Here is a 20480-nt window from a genome sequence, read left to right on the forward strand (position 1 = left end):
AGTCTAATTTCAGGAGTCGAATGTGAATATAATTACTAGTGCTTTTCCACAGCGCAGAATGCGCCGCATGCGTAAACATGATTTCAGCCGCCGTTTAATGTCAGAAAACAAACTGTCGGTGAATGACCTTATCTACCCAATGTTTGTTCTTGAAGGCAACAATCGCACCGAAAAAGTGGCGTCGATGCCGGGTGTTGAACGCTATTCAATCGACTTATTACTCAAAGAAGCCGCTGAATTAGTCGAACTTGGCATTCCTTTGATTGCCCTGTTCCCAGTTACACCTGCGGAAAAGAAAACCCTCATGGCTGAAGAAGCTTACAATTGTGACGGTTTAGTACAGCGCGCCGTACGTGAGTTAAAACAAGCTTTTCCTGAGCTTGGGATTATGACAGATGTGGCACTTGACCCCTTCACCACCCATGGTCAAGACGGCATTATTGATGACACAGGTTACATCCTTAACGACATCACCACTGAGATCTTAGTCAAACAAGCCTTATCACACGCTGAAGCCGGCGCTGACATTGTCGCTCCTTCAGACATGATGGATGGCCGAATTGGCGCTATTCGTGAAGCATTAGAAGCTGCAGGCCACGTTAACACCCAAATTATGGCATATTCAGCCAAATACTCTTCTAGTTACTACGGCCCTTTCCGTGACGCTGTCGGCTCAGCAGGTAACCTTAAAGGTGGCAACAAGCATAGCTACCAAATGGATCCAGCCAATAGCGATGAAGCCTTACATGAAGTCGCATTAGATATTCAAGAAGGTGCAGACATGGTAATGGTAAAGCCTGGCATGCCATACCTTGATATCGTTCGCCGCGTAAAAACCGAACTAGCAGTGCCGACTTTTGCATACCAAGTGAGTGGCGAATATGCCATGCACATGGCAGCAATTCAAAATGGCTGGTTAGCCGAAAAAGCCATTGTAATGGAATCATTACTTTGTTTTAAACGCGCAGGCGCTGATGGCATATTAACTTATTTTGCAAAAAGTGCCGCTCAATGGCTAAAAGAAGATAAGTAAATAAAAGATTTTATTTATACAAGATGAATAACAAACAGGAGACCTATTCGTCTCCTTTTTTATAGCGCATTTTGCAGGCTAAATGATTCAAATTGATTACAAAGGCGACTAAAACACCCCCCAATAGTGACATTCATCGCCGTAGCAATAAACATTAACTCTTGCTAATGCACTATGAGCCAGTGCAAAGTTATCTTTGAATTTTACTTATATTAGTGATCTAGCTAACAGCTAGCTAATATTCAACTTCACTAACCTAAGGTTAAATGATTGAATTGTTTTATTGTTCTTTCTTGAGGCCTTATCATGCATAACACTGTTAAAACATTATTAGCTACAACCGCAATTTTCTTTGGCAGCCATTTGGTTGCAGGCTCAGCCATGGCTGGCAGTGGTTGTTCATTCGATGAAGAGCAAACAGGCTTCATGGCAACATGCAGCGAGGAGAAACAAGAAGTGATTATTACCGGACTTGTTGATATTTCAACACTTGAAAAAGACTTACCAGGTTACGCTGCAGAGTATGAGCAGTATAAAATTGATGCTGCCGCATTAACTGAATTAAAAGCGGTAACTACCCCAACAAATATCGTGGTAATTATTGGTACTTGGTGCCCTGATTGCCATCGTGAAACGCCACGTTTCATGCGCCTTATTGAAGAAGTTGCCAATCCGAATATTACCGTGACTTACATAGGTATTGATCGCAGCAAAGTTGATCCAGAAGGCCTAGCGGCAGCATATGAATTCACCCGAATCCCGACCTTTATCATTCAGCAACAAGATGAAGAAATTGGCCGAATCGTTGAACGTCCAACAGTGTCGCTGGAACAAGATTTAGTCAACATTCTGAAATAGTCTGTTTTGAAAGCCTCTTGAGTTTTTTCAGGCAAATAAAAACGGGATCAAATGATCCCGTTTTTTGTATTCGATTTTTATTACAAGGTCATTAAAGCATTAAGCCATTCTTGCAGCCAACATGCTTAGCACTCCTTCACGCAGCGCACCACCCGATAAATTAAGCGACTCAATATCAAGTAACTCAAATAAGGCGATTAAAATCGCAATCCCTGAGGCAAATGTCGGTGCTTTTTCAGCAGATAAGCCTTGAATATGATGCAGTGACTCATTTTGCTGTGCCAACACTTCGTCTCTAAAACGATGCAGCACTTTCAAAGTGATGATCTCAGACAGCTCGCGATGATGAAGTACTGACACCACAGACTGTACAGCCCCTGATGCGCCCACAACGCCTTGCCAACCCAATTGTGTCAGTTGTTGCAAGCAAGGCTTCAGCGCCATCAGTACCGCAGCTTTAGCTTGCTCAAAATCAGCCATTAGATAAGGCGTTTGCTTAAAAAACTGTTGATTAAAGCGCACACAGCCAAAGTCTAAACTGGTTTTAAACAGCACTTGATTACCATTTCCGATAATAAACTCAGTACTGGCGCCGCCAATATCAATCACCAAGCGTTGGCCGCCACCTTCTGTAGTGGCCGCCATACCTTGGTAAATTAATTCAGCTTCTCGCAAACCACTAATGACTTCAATCGGATGACCTAAAATCGGTAATGCCCGTTGGTGAAACTCATCAGCATTGCCGATCACACGTAAAGTTGCGGTGGCAAATACCGCCACATGCTCAGCTGCGACTTGATGTTTATCAAGCATCTCAGCAAACATTTGCAAACAATCTAGCCCGCGCTGTAATACGGCTTCATCAAGACGGTTATCAGCCCCAATACCTTCAGCCAAACGTACTTTACGTTTGTATTTTGCAATAATAGTGGGTTGGCCGTTCAGGGTGTGAGCGACCAACATATTAAAACTATTTGAGCCGAGTGTTATCGCGGCATATGCAGGCATTGCAGCTGTCACTGTCATTTACGAATGTCTACGTGCCCTTTGAGGTGGACGTCCACCACTGCGATGCGCACCACTTCTCGCACCATCACGCGTACGTGTTGTTGGGTGCTTACGATGGATACGAACCGGTGGCGGTAAATCGTCTAGCAAAGCTTCACGATCATAATTAGTGACTGGTATTGAGTGCTTAATATACGTCTCAATGGCCGGTAAATTCAGTGCGTACTCTTCACAAGCAAAACTCACTGACACACCTTTTTGTCCCGCACGACCTGTACGACCAATACGGTGAACGTAATCTTCACAATCATCTGGTAAATCATAGTTATAAACATGAGATACATCAGAAATATGTAAGCCACGCGCCGCCACATCAGTTGCAACTAACACATCAAGCGCGCCTGAAGTAAATTGCTCTAAAATGCGAATACGTTTTTTCTGCGGTACATCACCGGTTAATAACCCCACTCGATGGCCGTCGCCTTCTAACCATGACCACACCTTTTCACAGCTGTGTTTGGTGTTTGAAAATACGATAGCCTTTTCTGGCCAATCTTCTTCCATTAATGTCAGAAGCAAACGCATTTTATCTTCAGTCGAAGGGTAGAAAATTTCTTCTTTGATGTTCTTTGAGGTTTTTTCGCCAGGTGAGACTTCAACTTTTTCTGGATCATTCATATGATCGTAAGCTAATTCCTGAACCTTCATTGATAACGTCGCTGAAAACAACATATTTAAGCGTGACTTAGCATCAGGCATACGCCTAAACAAGAAACGAATATCTTTAATAAAACCTAAATCGAACATGCGATCAGCTTCATCAAGCACAACGGCTTGAATTGCATTTAAACTGATCACACCTTGGCGTACGTAATCGATAATACGACCCGTAGTACCAATTAAAATATCAACACCAGCATCAAGCACTTGGCGTTGAACATCATAACTCTCACCGCCATAAACAATACCGACTTTTAAACCCGTATGTCGTGCAAGCAATTTAGCATCTTTGGCAATCTGAATCGCAAGTTCGCGAGTCGGTGCCATGATGATAGCTCTAGGCTGATTAATTTGACGACCTTCTGGCTCAGCAACTGAGAGAAGGTGGTGAAAAGTGGCCACTAAAAAGGCCATTGTCTTGCCAGTTCCTGTTTGTGCCTGGCCAGCAATATCTTTTTGTTGTAATAAAATGGGAAGAGATAACGCCTGAATTGGCGTACAAAATTCAAAGCCATTTTCGTTCAAAGCCTGTATAACCTCTGACTTCAGAGGGAAGTCGGCGAATCTTTGTGTTGATAAATGTGTTTCGCTCATAGCGCAAGCATACCCGTTAGTGTTGCAAAAAAAGACTCGATCGTTTCAAATAGCTACATTAATAGAACGGTCACTTGAAAAGCTATTTAACCGTCCCAATATACATGGTAAGCCATTAATAAACTAGCAATGGTGCCAAATCTGGAGATCTACATGAGCGATAAAATTGTATACCTAAGCGATGACAGCTTCGAAAACGACGTCATTAACTCAGAATTACCAGTACTGGTAGACTTCTGGGCAGAGTGGTGTGGTCCTTGTAAAATGATTGCCCCAATCCTAGACGACGTGGCTGAAGAGTACGCGGGTAAGCTAACTGTAGCTAAATTAAACGTTGACCAAAATAATGTTTCACCTGCTAAGTACGGTGTACGTGGCATTCCAACATTATTAATGTTTAAAGGCGGCGAGTTAGTTGCTACTAAAGTGGGTGCTTTATCAAAAACTCAACTTAAAGAGTTTATTGACGCACAAGCTTAATCAAGTCTATTTATAAAATCGCGGCACTATTGATTAATGACATAACCTGCTAACCCCGTTAGCAGGTTATTGCTAAAAAAAACGCTATTTTAGTGTAATGAACAACAATCAATTTTAATAATGTTGCGTGTTTTACGTTTGAAAAGTGACAATCGGCACAATATATGAACAATTTGTGCCGTTTTTTCGCTAAAATTCTGGACGCACTGCCCATATAGTGCTAATTTATTCATCAGATTTTTCAACCAAACCCCTACTCGCTTATCAATCGACTATTTCAATTTCGTAAGACCCAAAGAAAGATTGATTGCAGTAAGCATCGTCGCGTAATACAAGACCCCCAACATGAATTTAACTGAATTAAAAGACACGTCTATATCAGATCTGGTTTCACTAGCAGATAGCATGAAATTAGAGAACATGGCCCGTGCCCGTAAACAGGACATCATCTTCTCTATTCTGAAATCCCACGCCAAAAGCGGTGAAGACATTTTTGGTGGCGGTGTGCTTGAAATCCTCCAAGATGGTTTCGGCTTTTTAAGAAGCTCAGATGGTTCATATTTAGCAGGCCCTGATGACATTTATGTCTCTCCTAGCCAAATCAGACGCTTCAATATGCGTACCGGTGATACCATCTTTGGTAAAATCCGCCCACCGAAAGATGGTGAACGCTATTTTGCACTCTTAAAAGTTAACGAAGTTAACTTCGATAAGCCTGAAAATTCTCGCACAAAAATCCTCTTTGAAAACCTTACCCCACTGCATGCAGAAGAACGTATGCGTATGGAACGTGGTAATGGTTCAACAGAAGACATCACCTCACGTATTTTGGATCTATGTTCTCCAATTGGTAAAGGTCAGCGTGGTTTGATTGTGGCTCCGCCTAAAGCGGGTAAAACCTTATTGCTACAAAACATGGCGCAAAGCATTACCTATAACAACCCAGAAGTGGTGTTAATGGTATTACTTATCGATGAACGTCCTGAAGAAGTAACCGAAATGCAGCGCATGGTAAAAGGTGAAGTTATTGCTTCTACCTTTGATGAGCCAGCAAGTCGTCACGTTCAAGTTGCTGAAATGGTTATTGAAAAAGCCAAGCGCTTAGTTGAACACAAAAAAGACGTGGTTATCTTATTAGATTCAATCACTCGTCTTGCCCGTGCATACAACACAGTAATCCCATCATCAGGTAAAGTGCTTACTGGTGGTGTTGATGCAAACGCATTACATCGTCCAAAACGTTTCTTCGGTGCTGCACGTAACATCGAACATGGCGGCAGCTTAACCATTATCGCAACAGCGCTTGTGGATACTGGCTCTAAAATGGATGAAGTTATTTACGAAGAATTTAAAGGTACTGGTAACCAAGAGTTACACCTTTCTCGTAAAGCAGCTGAAAAACGCGTTTTCCCTGCAATCGACTTTAACCGCTCTGGTACTCGTCGTGAAGAGAAACTAACCACGCCTGATGAGCTACAGAAGATGTGGATTTTACGTAAAATCCTTAATCCTATGGATGAAGTTACCGGCATGGAATTCCTTATCGATAAATTGGCAATGACCAAAACTAACGATGAGTTCTTCACTGCAATGAAACGCGCTAAGAGTTAATTCTCTTTATCGTTTTAATACAGTAACGAAACTGAATACAAAAATGCCGCTAACTGAGTTAGCGGCATTTTTATTGGGTTACTTTGTTTGCTTAACTAAATGTATTGTTAGTTTCTTTAATACCGTCACTAGCTAATATAACTTTGTCCGGCATAAACCACGAAGTGTCTTAGTGCTAATACCCCTAATATGGTGCTACACGACACCGTAATCAAAAAGCCTTTAGTATGCTTCCAGCTTTTGGGTGATAAAGTGCTGGCAAGTACAGGAACCACTAGCCCTAATCCCACAACACCAATCCAGAATACACTCGCCCAAGCACCCGTCGTTATTGCAGAGGTTGCTGCTTGCGCTGCAGGTCCTGAAAAGTTGAGCCCGACAAATAACAATACTAAACAAAGCGCTTCATTAAATGCCACAGGGTATTCAATACGGTGAACTTGCTCGATGCAATCTGATTCTTTCTTACTAAAGAACAAGGTTGCCACCAAAATATTACCCGCTGAGCCCACTGACAATGACGATGCTAAGAATAACGCCGGTAACACCGCAGTATTTAATATCGGATAACTAATTAACGCCGATAATAAAAAACCGGTATACACTCCCACACCCAACGCTAACGCAAATATCAGTTTATTTAAACTACCTTCAACTTTACGGCAGACGTTTATCACTCCCGCTAACCAAGGTGCAAAGCGTATAACTTGCTTATCAAAAACTAATATCGCGAACACAAACACCAATGGAATGTAAACCATTAGCGCTAATACTCCCCATGCCATCACAGAGGTAAAATTATAGTTGAGCAGGATATGATAAAACTCAAACGGCTTAGTTAAATCAAGTACCAACAACGCCATGCCTAAACAAATCGCAGCTGGACCCAGTACCGCAGCAGCTTTGATAACAGGTAAGCCTTCAGTAGGCAGACCTCGGCTTTGCTTGTACCATTTTAGTCCTATAGCCACCAGCATTGAACCTGCTGATAATCCTGCCATAAATAAATACACTGCGATTATCCAATTCCAGACAACCGGATCATATTGCTCCATTGAGCCCCAGATATTATTCATGCTTTAATCCCCCCTCTACGGCTAGGAATACGATAGACCCTTGGCTTAGTGCCAAGATTCGCCTTGTGCTGATAGTGCTGTTTAGTATCAAGTAACTTACTGACTTCAGAAGTCAGATCATTGGCATCACCAAAGGTTAACGCTTGGGTTGGGCATACACTCACACAAGCAGGATCTTCACCTCGCGCTAAACGCGATTCTTTACAGAAATCACACTTATCAGGCGCTTTGGTTTCAGGATTAATGAAGCGTACTTTGTAAGGGCAAGCTGCCACACAATACAAACAACCAACACATTTACCTTCGCTGATAGAGACAATGCCGTCATCATTTACGTAAGCTGCACCTGTCGGGCAAACCTTCACACAAGGTGCATCTTCACATTGCTCACACGAAACACGATTGTACTTAAAATGTAAGTTTGGGAAGTTGCCATAAGGCCCTTCTACTCGAACCTGAATACGAGTAACCGACTCAGGGACATTATTTTCACTGCGGCAAGCTACGTTGCAAGCTTGGCAGCCAATGCACTTGTTTTCATCGTGCACAAGAACATAACGTTTAGTCATAATGAACTCCGCTTAAATCTTAGCTATTTTGACGCCGGTGGTATGTAGATTCATACCTGTAACCGGAGCAGTAATATCGGGAAGAAGGTTGCCACAATGAATACCTTTACCTGTGGCACGAGCAAGCTCTTTGTTTTTAGAACCACAGCCCATATAAGCAAACACGGTGTCAGGTCGAATACCCGGTGTCACCAATGCATGGCCTTCTTCACTGCCGGTGTCGTTATAAATCCGAATAGCATCCCCAGTGGATATATTCAATAACTCAGCAGTCACGGGGTGGATCCACAAGGCATTGTCAGACATGAGATTGGCTAACATCGGCACATTTTGAGTGGCGGCGTTGGTATGAACAGCGACTTTACCTTGGATAAAAAATAGCTCATCCGCTTTTTTCATAGTCACTTCTCGGAACTTAATAATTCCGCGACCCGGTGCCATTTGTTCCACTTTGTCGGAGCTCAGTTCAATCTTGCCAGTAGGTGTTTTAAAGCTCATGTGGCTAGCGTAAGTTTGATCCTCATCAGGGGTTTTAGCATTGGGGTAATCAGCGACAAAATCTTGCACCATACTCGGCTCACGTAACATAAGAGGTTTACCATAGCTCACCCAACCGTCACGTTTGATTTTGTTCAACAGGGCAACATCTTTATCAACTTGGAACAGTTGCAATGTTTCCATTGAATCCCAAGGAAAAAAGTCGCCTTGACCTAACTTGCTGGCTAATTCTTTCCAAATTAACCAGCTTGGTTTGGTATCACCAATGGTATCAACCACTTTTTGACGCACGTAGTAAGCAGGATTTTTACCTGACTTATCGACAATTTCTTCGTCACGCTCGAGGTAAGTTGATTCAGGCAAGAAGATATCGGCGTAGGCAGCACTTTCACTGATGTAGATATCACAAGCCACAATGAAGTCGAGTTTCTGCATCGTCTTAACAATACGCGCTCTGTCTGTCATGGTTTGCATTGGGTTAGTTCGGCTCATAACCCAACCATGAAGCTGGTAAGGTACGGCGTCTAAACTGGCATCCAGAATCGTTTGATATATACCACCAGATGACCACAATAAAGAATACTGTTCATCAACCATATCGATACGCTTAGCATCAATCTTAGGCATATTTTTTACGCCCGGCTTGGCTAACGTAGGTGCAGCCTTTTCACCAGCAAATTTGTTGTATGTCGACGCTTTCTTACCAAAGTACAAACCGCCTTTACGCTCAATATTGCCAACCAAGACGTTGGCTGCATAGATGGCGCGGCGCATTTCAAATTCTTCAGTGGTGAACGAAGAACGATGGCCAAAATCAACAAGTGCATGCGGTGCAGCTGCGGCATATTCGTGAGTAATACGGCGGATATCTTCAGCAGGCACATCAGTAATCGATTCCGCCCATTCCGGCGTATAGGCTTGCACTTCTTTAGCAAAATCTTCAAAGCCAGACACATATTGCGCGACAAAATCTTTATCGTATAAATCGTCCTTTATTAAGGTATGGCAAATTGCCAATGCTATGGCGAGATCGGTACCAGGTTTAATGGCATACCACTCATCCGCTTTGTCAGCCACAATTGAAAAACGAGGTTCGAATACCACTAACTTGGCGCCCTTTTCCATTTGCGCATTCATCATACCTCGTGTTTCAGACATGTTGATGCCTTCATACAAGTTATGACCAAAGTTAATAATGTATTTTGAATTGCTTAAATCACGCTTGGCTTTAGTGCCAAACATCGCTTTAGCTGCGACAACATAACCCGCAGGACAAGTTGATGCATGGGTGAACGTATTAGGGCTGCCAAAAGCTTTAGCAAGATGAAATAGATGACCTGACAAGGAGCCAGATTTAGAAGAGAAAGCGACCGATTCTGCGCCATGTTTAGCTTTAATCTTATTAAGATTTTCAGCGATGATAGAATAGGCTTCATCCCATTCAATTTCAGCCCATTTACCTTCGCCACGCTCACCAACACGCTTTAGCGGTTTAACAATACGCTGCTTATCATAAAGCTGACTATGGCCTGCTCCACCACGGGCACAAACCGCACCGCCATATGACTTGGCATTTTTGTTGCCTAAGATAGAGACGTTTTTACCATTAACAACACGGGCCGAAATAGGACAGCGCGTAGAACACATTTCACAGATACTAGCGACTGATTCTTCACTTCCGTGTAGCTCAGTCTTACCAAGGGCAGCAATAGAACCAGGTAAGGTTGCAAATGCACACCCTGCGGTTCCAGCTCCAACGCCCTTGATAAAGGTTCGTCGATTTAATTTCATGGTTTATCTCCCAACTGACAATGTTGCCCAAGAACGAAATCGACGGTCATCAACCTAAACTAAGGTCTGCTAATGTGATTGTCGTGTTCCAAGGTTTGCACCATTGTTAACTAGGTTTGAGAGATTGAATATTGTGGTAAACCACATATCTACAAGTCTATAGCATGCTTTGTGACGCTATTCACAGTTCAAAAAATCACCATCACAAACAAGTAAGTTTTACTATTGTGGTAAACCACATATTGAACAAACTCAGAGGTTTATGCCTGTATTTTTTGCTTACTACCGCGCTTTTTTAATGCTATCAGCGCACTACAACCATGGGATTCATCTTCGCGATTTTTAAGTTTAAAGATTCCCTCATGCTCTTTAATCACGTCATTACAGATGGCTAACCCAAGACCTAAGCCTTCTTCTTTAGTGGTAAAAAAGGTCGCCATTACCGCGTCAGAATCTTGCGCTAAACCAGGGCCGTTATCGATGATCACGATATTGACTTGCTGATCCTTAAAGTGGATAGATATACTAATTTCCCCAGTAGTTTCATACAGATGTTCATCAATCGCATCAATACTGTTTTTAATCAGATTGATCAGTACTTGTAACAGCCCAACTCTGTCAGCGGTAATAAAAAACGGCTCACCTTTAATATCTTTAGCCACTTTAATATCACGCCGAGCAAGCTCCAGCCGCAGCAAGGAAATACTCTCATCCACTAGCGTTAGAATATTTACATCATCCATTACCGCTTCTCGGCGCTTCAATAAACCTCTAATACGGTGCACAACCTCACCCGCCCTAGTGGATTGTTTGTGGATTTTTTCTAGCAGTTCTATGGCTGTTTGATTATCTGGTAATTGATGACTTTGTAGGCGCATAATACCGCCTTCACTGTAGCTGGTAATAGCCGCTATGGGTTGGTTTATCTCATGTGCGAGTCCTGCACCAATTTCACCAATAATAGCTGCACTTTGCAGCCGTTCTAGCGCGATTTCTTGCTGCTTTAATTGGCGCTCCGATGCAATTAATGACTCACTTTTTTGATGAAAACGGTATTCAATCCACAAGTGATAAACCGTTGCGACCACAAAAAGAAGTACTGCAAAAATGCCCCAGTGGCGATTATCATTCAACCAATTTCGTAAGGTTTCCCAGCGGTTGACGTCAGTCACCTTAACCCTTAAATCACTAAAGAGTTGAATAACAGCAAGCTGACTGATTGGCGATGTCCATCCCATCAATTGCGCTTTAATGGCTGCGGGGTGGTCTGAAGGTAAATCCATTAATGCTTGGGTAATTTCTTTGCTGAGCACATTACTCACACTTTCGTTCGCAGCAAAAGACCAGTTAGGATAGAGTTTGGTACTGCATTGGCAATCAAAGCCTTCGGGCTTACTTGGATTTAAAACTCGGTAATCAGCAGCATTAATTAACCCTCTAGCAATCATGTCTTCAAAGGTACATAACGGCGTAATCGCAGCATCGACATTGCCGTCGCGTACTTGATATAACAATGGATCAAGCGGAAAACCTAAAAACTTGACCTCACTAAAGTAATCTTTGGATTTCATACCTAGCTTGTGCATTAAACCGATTGTGGCTTGATACCCTCCCAAAGCATTTGGGTCACTTGCTGCAATCACTTTGTGTTTTAAATCAAATAGGGTGCGATAATCACTATTGGCCTTCACTATAATGGCTGATCCAATAGCCGATGTTGCCCCATTGTGGCGGCGCGATCGCATCGTCGCTAGCCAAGATAATGGATATTGATTGGAGAGATAAAGATATTGTCCAGGGTTGGTAATAATGAATTGAATGCTACCGAGTTCCATAGCCTCATTAAGCGCCTCAAAATCTCCTGGATAGACATTAAAATTCACATCATCAATATGTTTATTTAAATATGCCATCATCGGAGCCCAGCGCTCAGCTGCTTGTTGGTGCCCCCAATTAGCTAATACACCAACATTGAACTCATGAGGCTTATGCCCGTGAGTACTCAACGCTTGAATGCGCATTTCTTGATTAATAGGCTCAGAAGAGGCTGAAAACGCTGGATACATTGAACATATAACCAGTAAACCCAATATAAAACGCAGCAAGTTAGCATCCTTAATAAATGAACTTTAATAAGCTTACGTTAGAGTCGTCCCTAATCAACGTGATGTGATTCATGCTTTGTGTAAATAAAGTTAGCTAAAGGTTTCAAACTGAGATATTTATCAATTATCGATATGGAGAGTTAAAGGAATTAGCGTGCAAAATATAACTTCTGGCCCGGTATATCTTGTCGATGATGATGAGGCCATTATTGATTCCATCACATACTTGATGGATAGCTACCACTACAAAATCATTAGCTTCAATTCAGGCAGTACATTCCTTGAATCAATCGATCTGACCCTGCCCGGCTGTGTCATTTTAGATGCCAGAATGCCGGGACTCACAGGTCCTGAAATTCAACAATTATTAAGCGAAGCTCACAGTCCATTATCGGTAATATTTCTCACCGGCCACGGCGATGTTCCCATGGCGGTAGATGCCTTTAAAAAAGGCGCTTTCGACTTTTTCCAAAAACCAGTCCAAGGCAATGTGTTATCGAAATCTATTGAGAATGGTTTGAGTTACAGCGCCAATCAGCATTGGAAGCTTTCTAATATTCGCCTTATTGAAGGGTTGTCTGCACGTGAAAAGCAAATTTTCGAGCTCGTTATCGCAGGCAATACTAACAAGCAAATGTCGAATGAATTGTGCGTCGCGGTGAGAACTATCGAAGTGCACCGCTCAAAACTAATGGATAAGCTTGGGGTACAAAATATTGCTGAACTAATGAAACTCGCGCCTTTGGTTCACTAACTAATTTCTCGTAAAACTGTTGATAAACACATATCTCCAGTAATCGATTTTAACTGTTCAAGTACTCGCAGAAAGATAAGCTAACGATGAGTTCTTCACTACAATAAAACGCGCTAAAGCTAACGTTTATTTGGCATTAAAAAACCACCATTAACGGTGGTTTTTTGTGTATTAATATTGATTAACCGCGACATGCTCTACGTCTAAATCCAAATACTATCAGCATGCTAAACATTGCCATATCTAACAGACCAAGTGCGCCACCTTTACCGCTATAACCTTCACTATGCGTTATTTTCACCTGCTCAGGGTTTTCTTTGACGCGCTTTTTAAAGCTATCCAATTGCGTTTTTAAATTCACCACCATATTATCAGCCGACTGCTCAAAACCCTGAATACTGTCAGCCCTTAACTCCTCGCTTAAATTAATCGGAGTTGAACTGCCCGATATCTGGCTGGTTCCGGGCGCCCTAAATAGCATCATTTTACTGTCGATATCGTAAACCACAGTATCCATTAGCGTATTGGTGTCATTTTTCTCACCTGATACCACATAAGCACCGACAATAGTCCAATAGCTCAATGATAGTATGCCTTCATCAGTAAACTGCACTTGGTCATAAGAAACCAAAGCAATCACGTCTATACCATACATAGTTTGTATTTGAGATAAATTAGCAAAACTGCCACCAGCAGTTAAATACGCAGTGGGGATCACTTCGATGCTGCTCACAAAATCCAATGCCCTAAAATTACTAGCAACACTTTCTAAAATTTCGCTTTTCTTCGATTCTGATAACCCTGCAGAATAACTATTTCCGGTCCAAGAGTTTCGAGATGAGCTGTCATGCTGACTTGCTGGTACAAACGCAACTCCAACCCGCAATGGAAGCGTTAACTGGGGGATGGCTGGGGTAATAACTGCGTCACTGGACTTCGGATAAAGGTAATCCATCACACTGCTTTTTGTGTTCACTTGCTGTGAGGCACACCCAGATAACAACAGCATAGCCACTATGCCAACCAACCCAATGTTCTTATTCAACGGCCAATGAATCATAAATCCCTCTACGTTTTTTGGTGTTTTACCTATTGCGAGTCATTGATTAGTAGCAGCCACAAATACTCATAACTAATACTCTTCAAACAACTGAATTAAAATGACTATATCATTACTACACATGATTGCATCGTATAAATTTAAACCCAAATAAACATGTTCTATTAAGATGTAGTCATCTTGAGATGTGAAACTGACAGTAGTAATAATACTGGATAAAGTTACTTTTCGACTGGACTCTATTTCCGCAGCTAATGCTATAAAGCGTGCAACGCTGAAAATATTTTGGCACAAAAAAGCCGCTTACCTAAACTGATAAGCGGCTTTTAATATAAAGCTGACTAAATTAACAGCTCACAATCGTTTGTGCCATTTTACGGCGTAAATAAGCAATTTGTTGCATATGCGGCAGATCTTTAGGACAGGCATCTTGGCAACCCAGTAATGTCATACAGCCAAATACGCCATCTTGATTACCTATCACATGATAGAAATCTTCTGCGCTGCGAATATCACGGCTATCCATTTCAAAGCGGGCGATTTTCATCATCCCCACAGCGCCAACAAAACTGTCTTTCATTTGCTTAGTGGCACATGCAGACACACAAACACCACATTCAACGCAGCGTTCAAGCTCATATAACTTAGCCGCCTCAGCAGGGTCCATTGGCGTTTCTAAGCGATGAATATCAATATCGTTGGCATCAGGTTGCAACCATAACTGCAGTCGCTCAGCTAGCTCGCGCATGAATTTACCCGTGTTCACTGACAAGTCACCAATTAACTCAAAACCCGGTAACGGCATTAGGGTAATGTTACCGTCAGGGAAATTAGCGGTTAAGGTTCTACAAGCCAATGTAGGTTTGCCATTAATCACCATAGCGCAACTGCCACAGATCCCTGCGCGGCAGACAAAATCAAACTGCAGTGAAGGATCTTGTTGCTCACGCAGCATATTAAGCGCAATAAATACTGTCATTCCAGGCGCTTCAGTGAGCTCATATGTGACCATTTTAGGTTTATCGCTTGGATCTTGTGGATCGTAACGAAAGATATTAAAACTGATAGTTCGTGGGCTGGTCATTAGCTCTTTTCTCCTGACGCCAAAAAGGTGTCACTTAATCTTTCATTACGCGGACGCAAGCTTTCTGGTAAATCAAATGGCATAACGGCTGCTTGTTTTTCAACGCGGTCTGCATCGTCACCCAGCTCAGCGAGGATTTTTTCAATTTCAACTTCACGGGCAGCTGTATCAGGATGCGCAATGGCATTGTCGTTACCATAACCACGATAACCTGGCGGCAACTCCATCTTCATCACATCAAGTTGCTCGTAAGTTAGCTTGGGCTCAAGGGCGTTTTCGTCTGGCCAAGTTGATAAAGTGCGGTTGAGCCATTCTTTATCATTACGTTGCGGGTAATCTTCACGAGCATGGGCACCGCGGCTTTCTGTACGGGCATTGGCGCCGCACGCAACCGTTAAGGCAACCCGCAGCATACGCGGCACACGTAACGCTTCCACCAGCTCAGGGTTCCCATGACGTTTTTTACATTTAAGGCCAATACTTTTACTGCGAACCAGTAATTCTTTTAACTCAGCAATGGCTTTTTCAAGCTCAGGACCATTGCGGAAAATACCTACGTAATCCATCATGATGCGCTGCATTTCCAGTTTGATATCAAACACATTTTCAGTGCCCTTACCGACTAACAAGCCGTTGATTTCTTGCTGCATCTTAGCCATGCTGGCTTCAATTTCGGCTGTATTGATTTCAAGGGTGTTCTTTTCACAAAAATCAGCCACGTACTTACCGATGATCATACCGCCAACTACAGTTTCAGCCAGAGAATTTCCACCTAAACGGTTAAAGCCATGCATATCCCAACACGCAGCCTCACCCACGCTAAATAAGCCTGCTAATTGCGGGCTTTCACCGGTCGCATTAGTACGAATACCGCCCATTGAGTAATGCTGAGTCGGACGCACTGGGATCCAGTCTTTGGCAGGATCTATGCCCAAGAAATTTTCACAAATCTCTTTCACTTCTCTAAGGTTGGTTTCAACGTGTTTGCGCCCAAGCAAAGTGATATCAAGCCATAAATGCGGCCCATAAGGGCTATCAACGCCTTTATCTTTACGCATATGTTCAGTCATGCGCCGTGAGACCACATCTCGAGAGGCGAGCTCTTTCTTTTCAGGCTCATAATCTGGCATGAAACGATGACCGTCTTTATCTCGCAGTAAGCCGCCATCACCTCGGCAACCTTCCGTGGTTAAGATCCCCACTGGTACAATCGCTGTTGGGTGAAATTGCACCGCTTCCATATTGCCTAATGTGGCAACGCCAGTATCTAACGCCAATGCTTGGCCAATGCCTTCACAGATAATGGCATTGGTAGAGACTTCATAAATACGGCCATAGCCGCCTGTTGCAATCGTCGTTGATTTACCAATATAGGCACGTAATTCACCCGTAATGAGACAACGGGCAATGACGCCGTGACAACGTTTGCCATCATGAATAAGCGATAATGCTTCAATGCGTTCATGGACAGGAATATCCATTTCAATGGCTTTGTTGTCAACGGCATACAGTAGTGAGTGGCCGGTGCCGTCGGCGGTATAGCAAGTACGCCATTTTTTAGTCCCGCCAAAGTCACGGGCATTAATTAATCCGTGGGCTTGCTCGGCTTCAGTAATGGTGACCTTTTCGGCGTTCACCACCACTTCACGATCGCCAGCACTAATACGTGACCAAGGCACGCCCCAATTAGCAAGTTCTCGCACCGCTTTAGGTGCGCAATGGGCAAACATGCGCGCCACATCTTGATCGCAGCCCCAGTCAGAGCCTTTTACTGTGTCTTGAAAGTGGACGTCTTCATCGTCACCCATGCCTTTAACTGTATTACCAAGGCTGGCTTGCATACCGCCTTGGGCTGCAGCAGAATGGGAACGTTTGGCAGGTATTAATGACAGCACCACGGTATCTAAACCACGCTCTTTGGAGGCGATTGCCACACGTAAACCAGCAAGACCGGCGCCGACAACTAATGAATCTGTATAAATAATTTTCACTGGCATTCCTTTAATACGGTATTAGGCTTTGTATTTCTAAGCGATAAACTCAATGGTGCATGACTGTGCACAGTCACTGTGTCTTTAACTCGGTACAAAAGGCGTTACGGGTAACTCCAACGATTGCCCAATAAAGATGTAGGTCAATAAACTTGCGATACCAATAATCATTAAGTAAACCACCATTATTTTGGCAAGCTTAAGCGCCGCCATACGCTTTGTGGTCACGCCCCACTTTACCGCTAGGCGATAGAGACCAAACATGGCATGCAATACCACAGCAGGTAATAGCAAGACATACAGCATCCACACATCTTGGTGGTAAACACGCTCAGCCGATAAATGCGGGCCGATTTCAGGATTGGTGATCATGTCAAACAAGTGAACGGGGGCGAGAAAGAACAGTAAAAAACCCGTAATTAACTGCCAAAACCAAATTTTAGTATCTTGGTGAGGCATAATGGTCATTTGACTTCTAAGTGCCCGCCATTGCTTTATTTGTGCAGGAAAGCGACGTAAGGCAAATACAGCGTGGATTAATAAGACTATCAGCATAAATGCCGAAATGAATTTAGTCAGAACAGGAAAGCCATGGCCAGTTTCACTGAACATGCCCCCTTCTAAGAAGTGGCCTACATGATAAAAGGCTTCTTTACTGATCAAAATACTCGACTCAAAATGCAGATGCATAATGATGAATATGCCAAGTAACAGGCCAGTTGCACTTTGAAGCATATCGGCCCGAGCGGCCCATACAGGATGAGAGAATCCGCTGGTCTTTTTTGCTGCAGAGGTTAGCGCTTCAAGAGCGGGTTGATCAGCCATAAATTTGCACGTCCTGTAAATTCAATATGACTTATGACCATATCAAGTTCACAAACGGTAGCAATAACCAAAAACCAGCAAGTGACCCAGATCACCCACCGCAAGGCAAGAGTCAGACGCAGATCACACCAACGCAAATCGTGAGATGTTAGCAAGCCACTGCGCTTTGAGATAAAGATTTGAACTTGATATCAAACCCTCTAAACATAAGACTAAATAGCCACAGCTTGTTGTAATTGCAGGCAATGTTGCCGCAGTTTATCACGCATTAACAACATGGCAGGGCTGACATGCTGTCGCCCTGCACAAATGAGATTCAACGGCATCGCCTCACTGGTAAATCCAGGCAATATCTGTTGCAGTCGACCGCTATTTAAATCATCTACAACATCTAAAGCCGATTTAAATACAATGCCTTGGCCTGATACTGCCCACCGACGAGTGACATCAGCATCATTGCTACTTCGATCACCACTCACCCGTATTTTAAAGCTCTGCTGCTCGTTAATTAACGTCCACAAATCATAATTACGTTCATCAACCTTATAAATTAAACAATTGTGCTGCGCTAATTCAGCTGGGCTTTTAGGTTCGCCATGATGCTGAATATAAGCAGAAGAGGCACATAACACCCGTTGAGTATGACAAATATTAAACGCCACTTGGCTTGAATCAGGCGGTATGCCATAACGTAACGCCATATCAATTTTATCGTGCTGAAAATGGCTAAGGCTATCGCCTATATGCAGTTGAATGGTTAAATCTGGATACTGCAGTAGAAAACTATCTAACCAAGGTAAGAATACATTCCGGCCAAAGTCAGAAGAGACTGAGATATTGAGCTGACCTGAGATTTGACCTTTTTCGGTTAACAAGGCTTGCTGGCCTAATTGCAATTGCGCCAGCGCCTCGCGACAATGGATCAGATAATGCTCACCTTCGGCGGTCAGACGCAAGCTACGAGTGGTGCGAATAAACAGTACGCTATTTAACTGTTTCTCTAATCGTTTTAATGCTGCACTTGCCGCAGCAGCTGAAATATCTAGCTCAACTGCAGCAGCGCCAATACTGCCGCAATCAGCCACTCGCACAAACAGGTGTAAATCATTTATCTGCATTGTCTGGACCTTAATCTCACATCTTAATCATTCATTACTAAAATAATTTTGATAACGATACAAATATTACCCTCTAAATCATCATAGTCAATTTGACTCAAATACACTCATCGCGGTGAAATAGTCCCACAACCTGTCCACTTCTGAAGTGTAAAAGCCAATGTTTCACAACAAATATCAGCCGTTAAATAGTTATCATTTGGCGCGTTTTTGCTTTTTGGCCGATAAACCCAAAGGAATATCTGCCACCTCGTTATGGCATCAGCTATAATAGCCGCCAATTCATGTTTAATTTTATTATCAGTTAGGAAAATCCCATGCCTTGGATCCAATTACGAATTCACACTCATCGCGATCATGCAGACATGCTAGGCGACTTATTGATGGATCAAGGTTCTGTGTCTATCACCTACGAAGACGGCCAAGATGAGCCAATTTTCGAGCCTAAACTAGGTGAAACACCTTTATGGCAAGACACCATATTAATGGCCTTATTTGATGCTGGCACTGATTTAGCACCGACCATAGAGTTATTAGAGTCAGTTCCCTGCTTAGGTAAAGGCTTTAACCATAAAATTGAACAAGTAGAAGATAAAGACTGGGTTCGTGAATGGATGGACAGCTTCCACCCCATCAAATTTGGTCAGCGTTTATGGATTTGCCCAAGCTGGCGTGACATCCCTGAACCAGACGCAGTAAATGTTATTCTTGATCCAGGTTTAGCCTTCGGTACTGGTACTCACCCAACCACCGCATTATGTTTAGAGTGGTTAGACAGCTTAGATTTGTCAGATAAAGAAGTTATCGACTTTGGTTGTGGCTCAGGCATCTTAGCCATTGCTGCATTAAAGCTTGGCGCGAAGAAGGTCACCGGGGTTGATATTGACTATCAAGCCATTGATGCATCGACAGCCAATGCCGAGCGCAACGGTGTTGTCGAGCAGTTGTCACTGTATTTACCCGAAAACCAACCAGAAAATTTACAGGCTGATATCTTAGTCGCTAACATCTTAGCCGGCCCACTGCGCGAGCTTGCCCCATTGATTGCAGAGAAAGTCAAAACAGGTGGTAAGTTAGCCCTTTCAGGCTTACTACAAGAGCAAGCAGAAGAAGTATCACAATTCTACAGCCAATGGTTCATCATGGATGAAGCGGCTCACAAAGAAGACTGGAGCCGCTTGACAGGCACCCGCAAATAACGGTAAAGGCAGCACACCCCTTATGACAGCTAGTTTTACGCCAAAAGGGGCGCTGACGACTCCACAACTAAAAGTCAAGCAAAAAAGTTATCTTTAGTTCATTTAT

Annotated in this window: 17 protein-coding genes; 6 read left to right on the forward strand and 11 right to left on the reverse strand. The window is 43.1% G+C overall.

What is annotated here, in order from left to right; genetic code table 11:
• Positions 1-22 precede the first annotated feature (22 nt).
• Positions 23-1033, forward strand: a complete 1011-nt coding sequence (gene hemB, locus BCU57_RS16745; protein ID WP_102436987.1) for a porphobilinogen synthase — start codon at positions 23-25, stop codon at positions 1031-1033.
• 306 nt (positions 1034-1339) lie between these two features.
• Positions 1340-1891: a thioredoxin family protein gene (locus BCU57_RS16750; protein ID WP_102436989.1), complete on the forward strand. Its 552-nt coding sequence runs from the start codon at positions 1340-1342 to the stop codon at positions 1889-1891.
• Positions 1892-1990: 99 nt separating this feature from the next.
• Here the strand turns inward: BCU57_RS16750 and BCU57_RS16755 are convergent, their stop codons facing one another.
• The gene (locus tag BCU57_RS16755; protein WP_241903473.1) at positions 1991-2917 is read right to left on the reverse strand and encodes an exopolyphosphatase; all 927 of its coding nucleotides are present in this window, start codon (positions 2915-2917) and stop codon (positions 1991-1993) included.
• A complete protein-coding gene (gene rhlB, locus BCU57_RS16760; RefSeq protein WP_102436991.1) occupies positions 2918-4213 on the reverse strand; it encodes an ATP-dependent RNA helicase RhlB in 1296 nt (431 codons plus the stop codon).
• A gap of 153 nt (positions 4214-4366) precedes the next feature.
• Between rhlB and trxA the strand changes: the two genes are divergently transcribed.
• Positions 4367-4693 (forward strand): thioredoxin TrxA, encoded by a 327-nt coding sequence (gene trxA, locus BCU57_RS16765; protein ID WP_055023577.1) that lies wholly within the window; start codon positions 4367-4369, stop codon positions 4691-4693.
• Between the two features lie 345 nt (positions 4694-5038).
• The gene (gene rho, locus BCU57_RS16770; RefSeq protein WP_076539336.1) at positions 5039-6304 is read left to right on the forward strand and encodes a transcription termination factor Rho; all 1266 of its coding nucleotides are present in this window, start codon (positions 5039-5041) and stop codon (positions 6302-6304) included.
• A 128-nt stretch (positions 6305-6432) separates the two neighbouring features.
• Here the strand turns inward: rho and nrfD are convergent, their stop codons facing one another.
• From nrfD to BCU57_RS16790, 4 genes are all read right to left on the reverse strand, one after another.
• Positions 6433-7380 carry an NrfD/PsrC family molybdoenzyme membrane anchor subunit gene (gene nrfD, locus BCU57_RS16775; protein ID WP_102436993.1) on the reverse strand — a complete coding sequence of 316 codons (948 nt, stop codon included), beginning with the start codon at positions 7378-7380 and terminating at the stop codon, positions 6433-6435.
• Positions 7377-7949, reverse strand: coding sequence for a 4Fe-4S dicluster domain-containing protein (locus BCU57_RS16780; RefSeq protein ID WP_102436995.1), 573 nt, complete (start codon positions 7947-7949; stop codon positions 7377-7379). Before BCU57_RS16780 ends, nrfD begins: the two co-directional genes overlap by 4 nt.
• A gap of 12 nt (positions 7950-7961) precedes the next feature.
• On the reverse strand, positions 7962-10238 hold the full coding sequence (phsA, locus tag BCU57_RS16785) for a thiosulfate reductase PhsA (RefSeq protein WP_102436997.1): 2277 nt from the start codon (positions 10236-10238) through the stop codon (positions 7962-7964).
• 260 nt (positions 10239-10498) lie between these two features.
• On the reverse strand, positions 10499-12343 hold the full coding sequence (locus tag BCU57_RS16790) for a sensor histidine kinase (protein WP_241903474.1): 1845 nt from the start codon (positions 12341-12343) through the stop codon (positions 10499-10501).
• Between the two features lie 154 nt (positions 12344-12497).
• Between BCU57_RS16790 and BCU57_RS16795 the strand changes: the two genes are divergently transcribed.
• Positions 12498-13097 (forward strand): response regulator transcription factor, encoded by a 600-nt coding sequence (locus BCU57_RS16795; RefSeq protein WP_102436999.1) that lies wholly within the window; start codon positions 12498-12500, stop codon positions 13095-13097.
• 181 nt (positions 13098-13278) lie between these two features.
• On the opposite strand, the gene rhlP is transcribed toward BCU57_RS16795, so the two are convergent.
• The 5 genes from rhlP to BCU57_RS16820 form a co-directional block, all read right to left on the reverse strand.
• Positions 13279-14157 (reverse strand): rhombotarget lipoprotein, encoded by an 879-nt coding sequence (rhlP, locus tag BCU57_RS16800; RefSeq protein ID WP_102437001.1) that lies wholly within the window; start codon positions 14155-14157, stop codon positions 13279-13281.
• A gap of 346 nt (positions 14158-14503) precedes the next feature.
• Positions 14504-15241: a fumarate reductase iron-sulfur subunit gene (locus BCU57_RS16805; protein WP_102437003.1), complete on the reverse strand. Its 738-nt coding sequence runs from the start codon at positions 15239-15241 to the stop codon at positions 14504-14506.
• Positions 15241-17232: a fumarate reductase flavoprotein subunit gene (locus BCU57_RS16810; protein ID WP_102437005.1), complete on the reverse strand. Its 1992-nt coding sequence runs from the start codon at positions 17230-17232 to the stop codon at positions 15241-15243. The genes BCU57_RS16805 and BCU57_RS16810 overlap by 1 nt, the downstream gene beginning before the upstream one ends.
• Positions 17233-17316: 84 nt before the next feature.
• Complete coding sequence (locus BCU57_RS16815; RefSeq protein WP_102437007.1) at positions 17317-18057, reverse strand: fumarate reductase cytochrome b subunit; 741 nt, start codon at positions 18055-18057, stop codon at positions 17317-17319.
• Positions 18058-18269: 212 nt separating this feature from the next.
• Positions 18270-19175 carry a LysR family transcriptional regulator gene (locus BCU57_RS16820; RefSeq protein ID WP_102437009.1) on the reverse strand — a complete coding sequence of 302 codons (906 nt, stop codon included), beginning with the start codon at positions 19173-19175 and terminating at the stop codon, positions 18270-18272.
• Between the two features lie 317 nt (positions 19176-19492).
• Between BCU57_RS16820 and prmA the strand changes: the two genes are divergently transcribed.
• Entirely contained in the window at positions 19493-20374 is an 882-nt protein-coding gene (gene prmA, locus BCU57_RS16825) for a 50S ribosomal protein L11 methyltransferase (RefSeq protein WP_102437011.1), read from the forward strand.
• Positions 20375-20480: the final 106 nt, after the last annotated feature.

It is taken from the genome of Shewanella sp. 10N.286.48.B5 (genome assembly GCF_002874355.2).
Classification (GTDB): domain Bacteria; phylum Pseudomonadota; class Gammaproteobacteria; order Enterobacterales; family Shewanellaceae; genus Shewanella.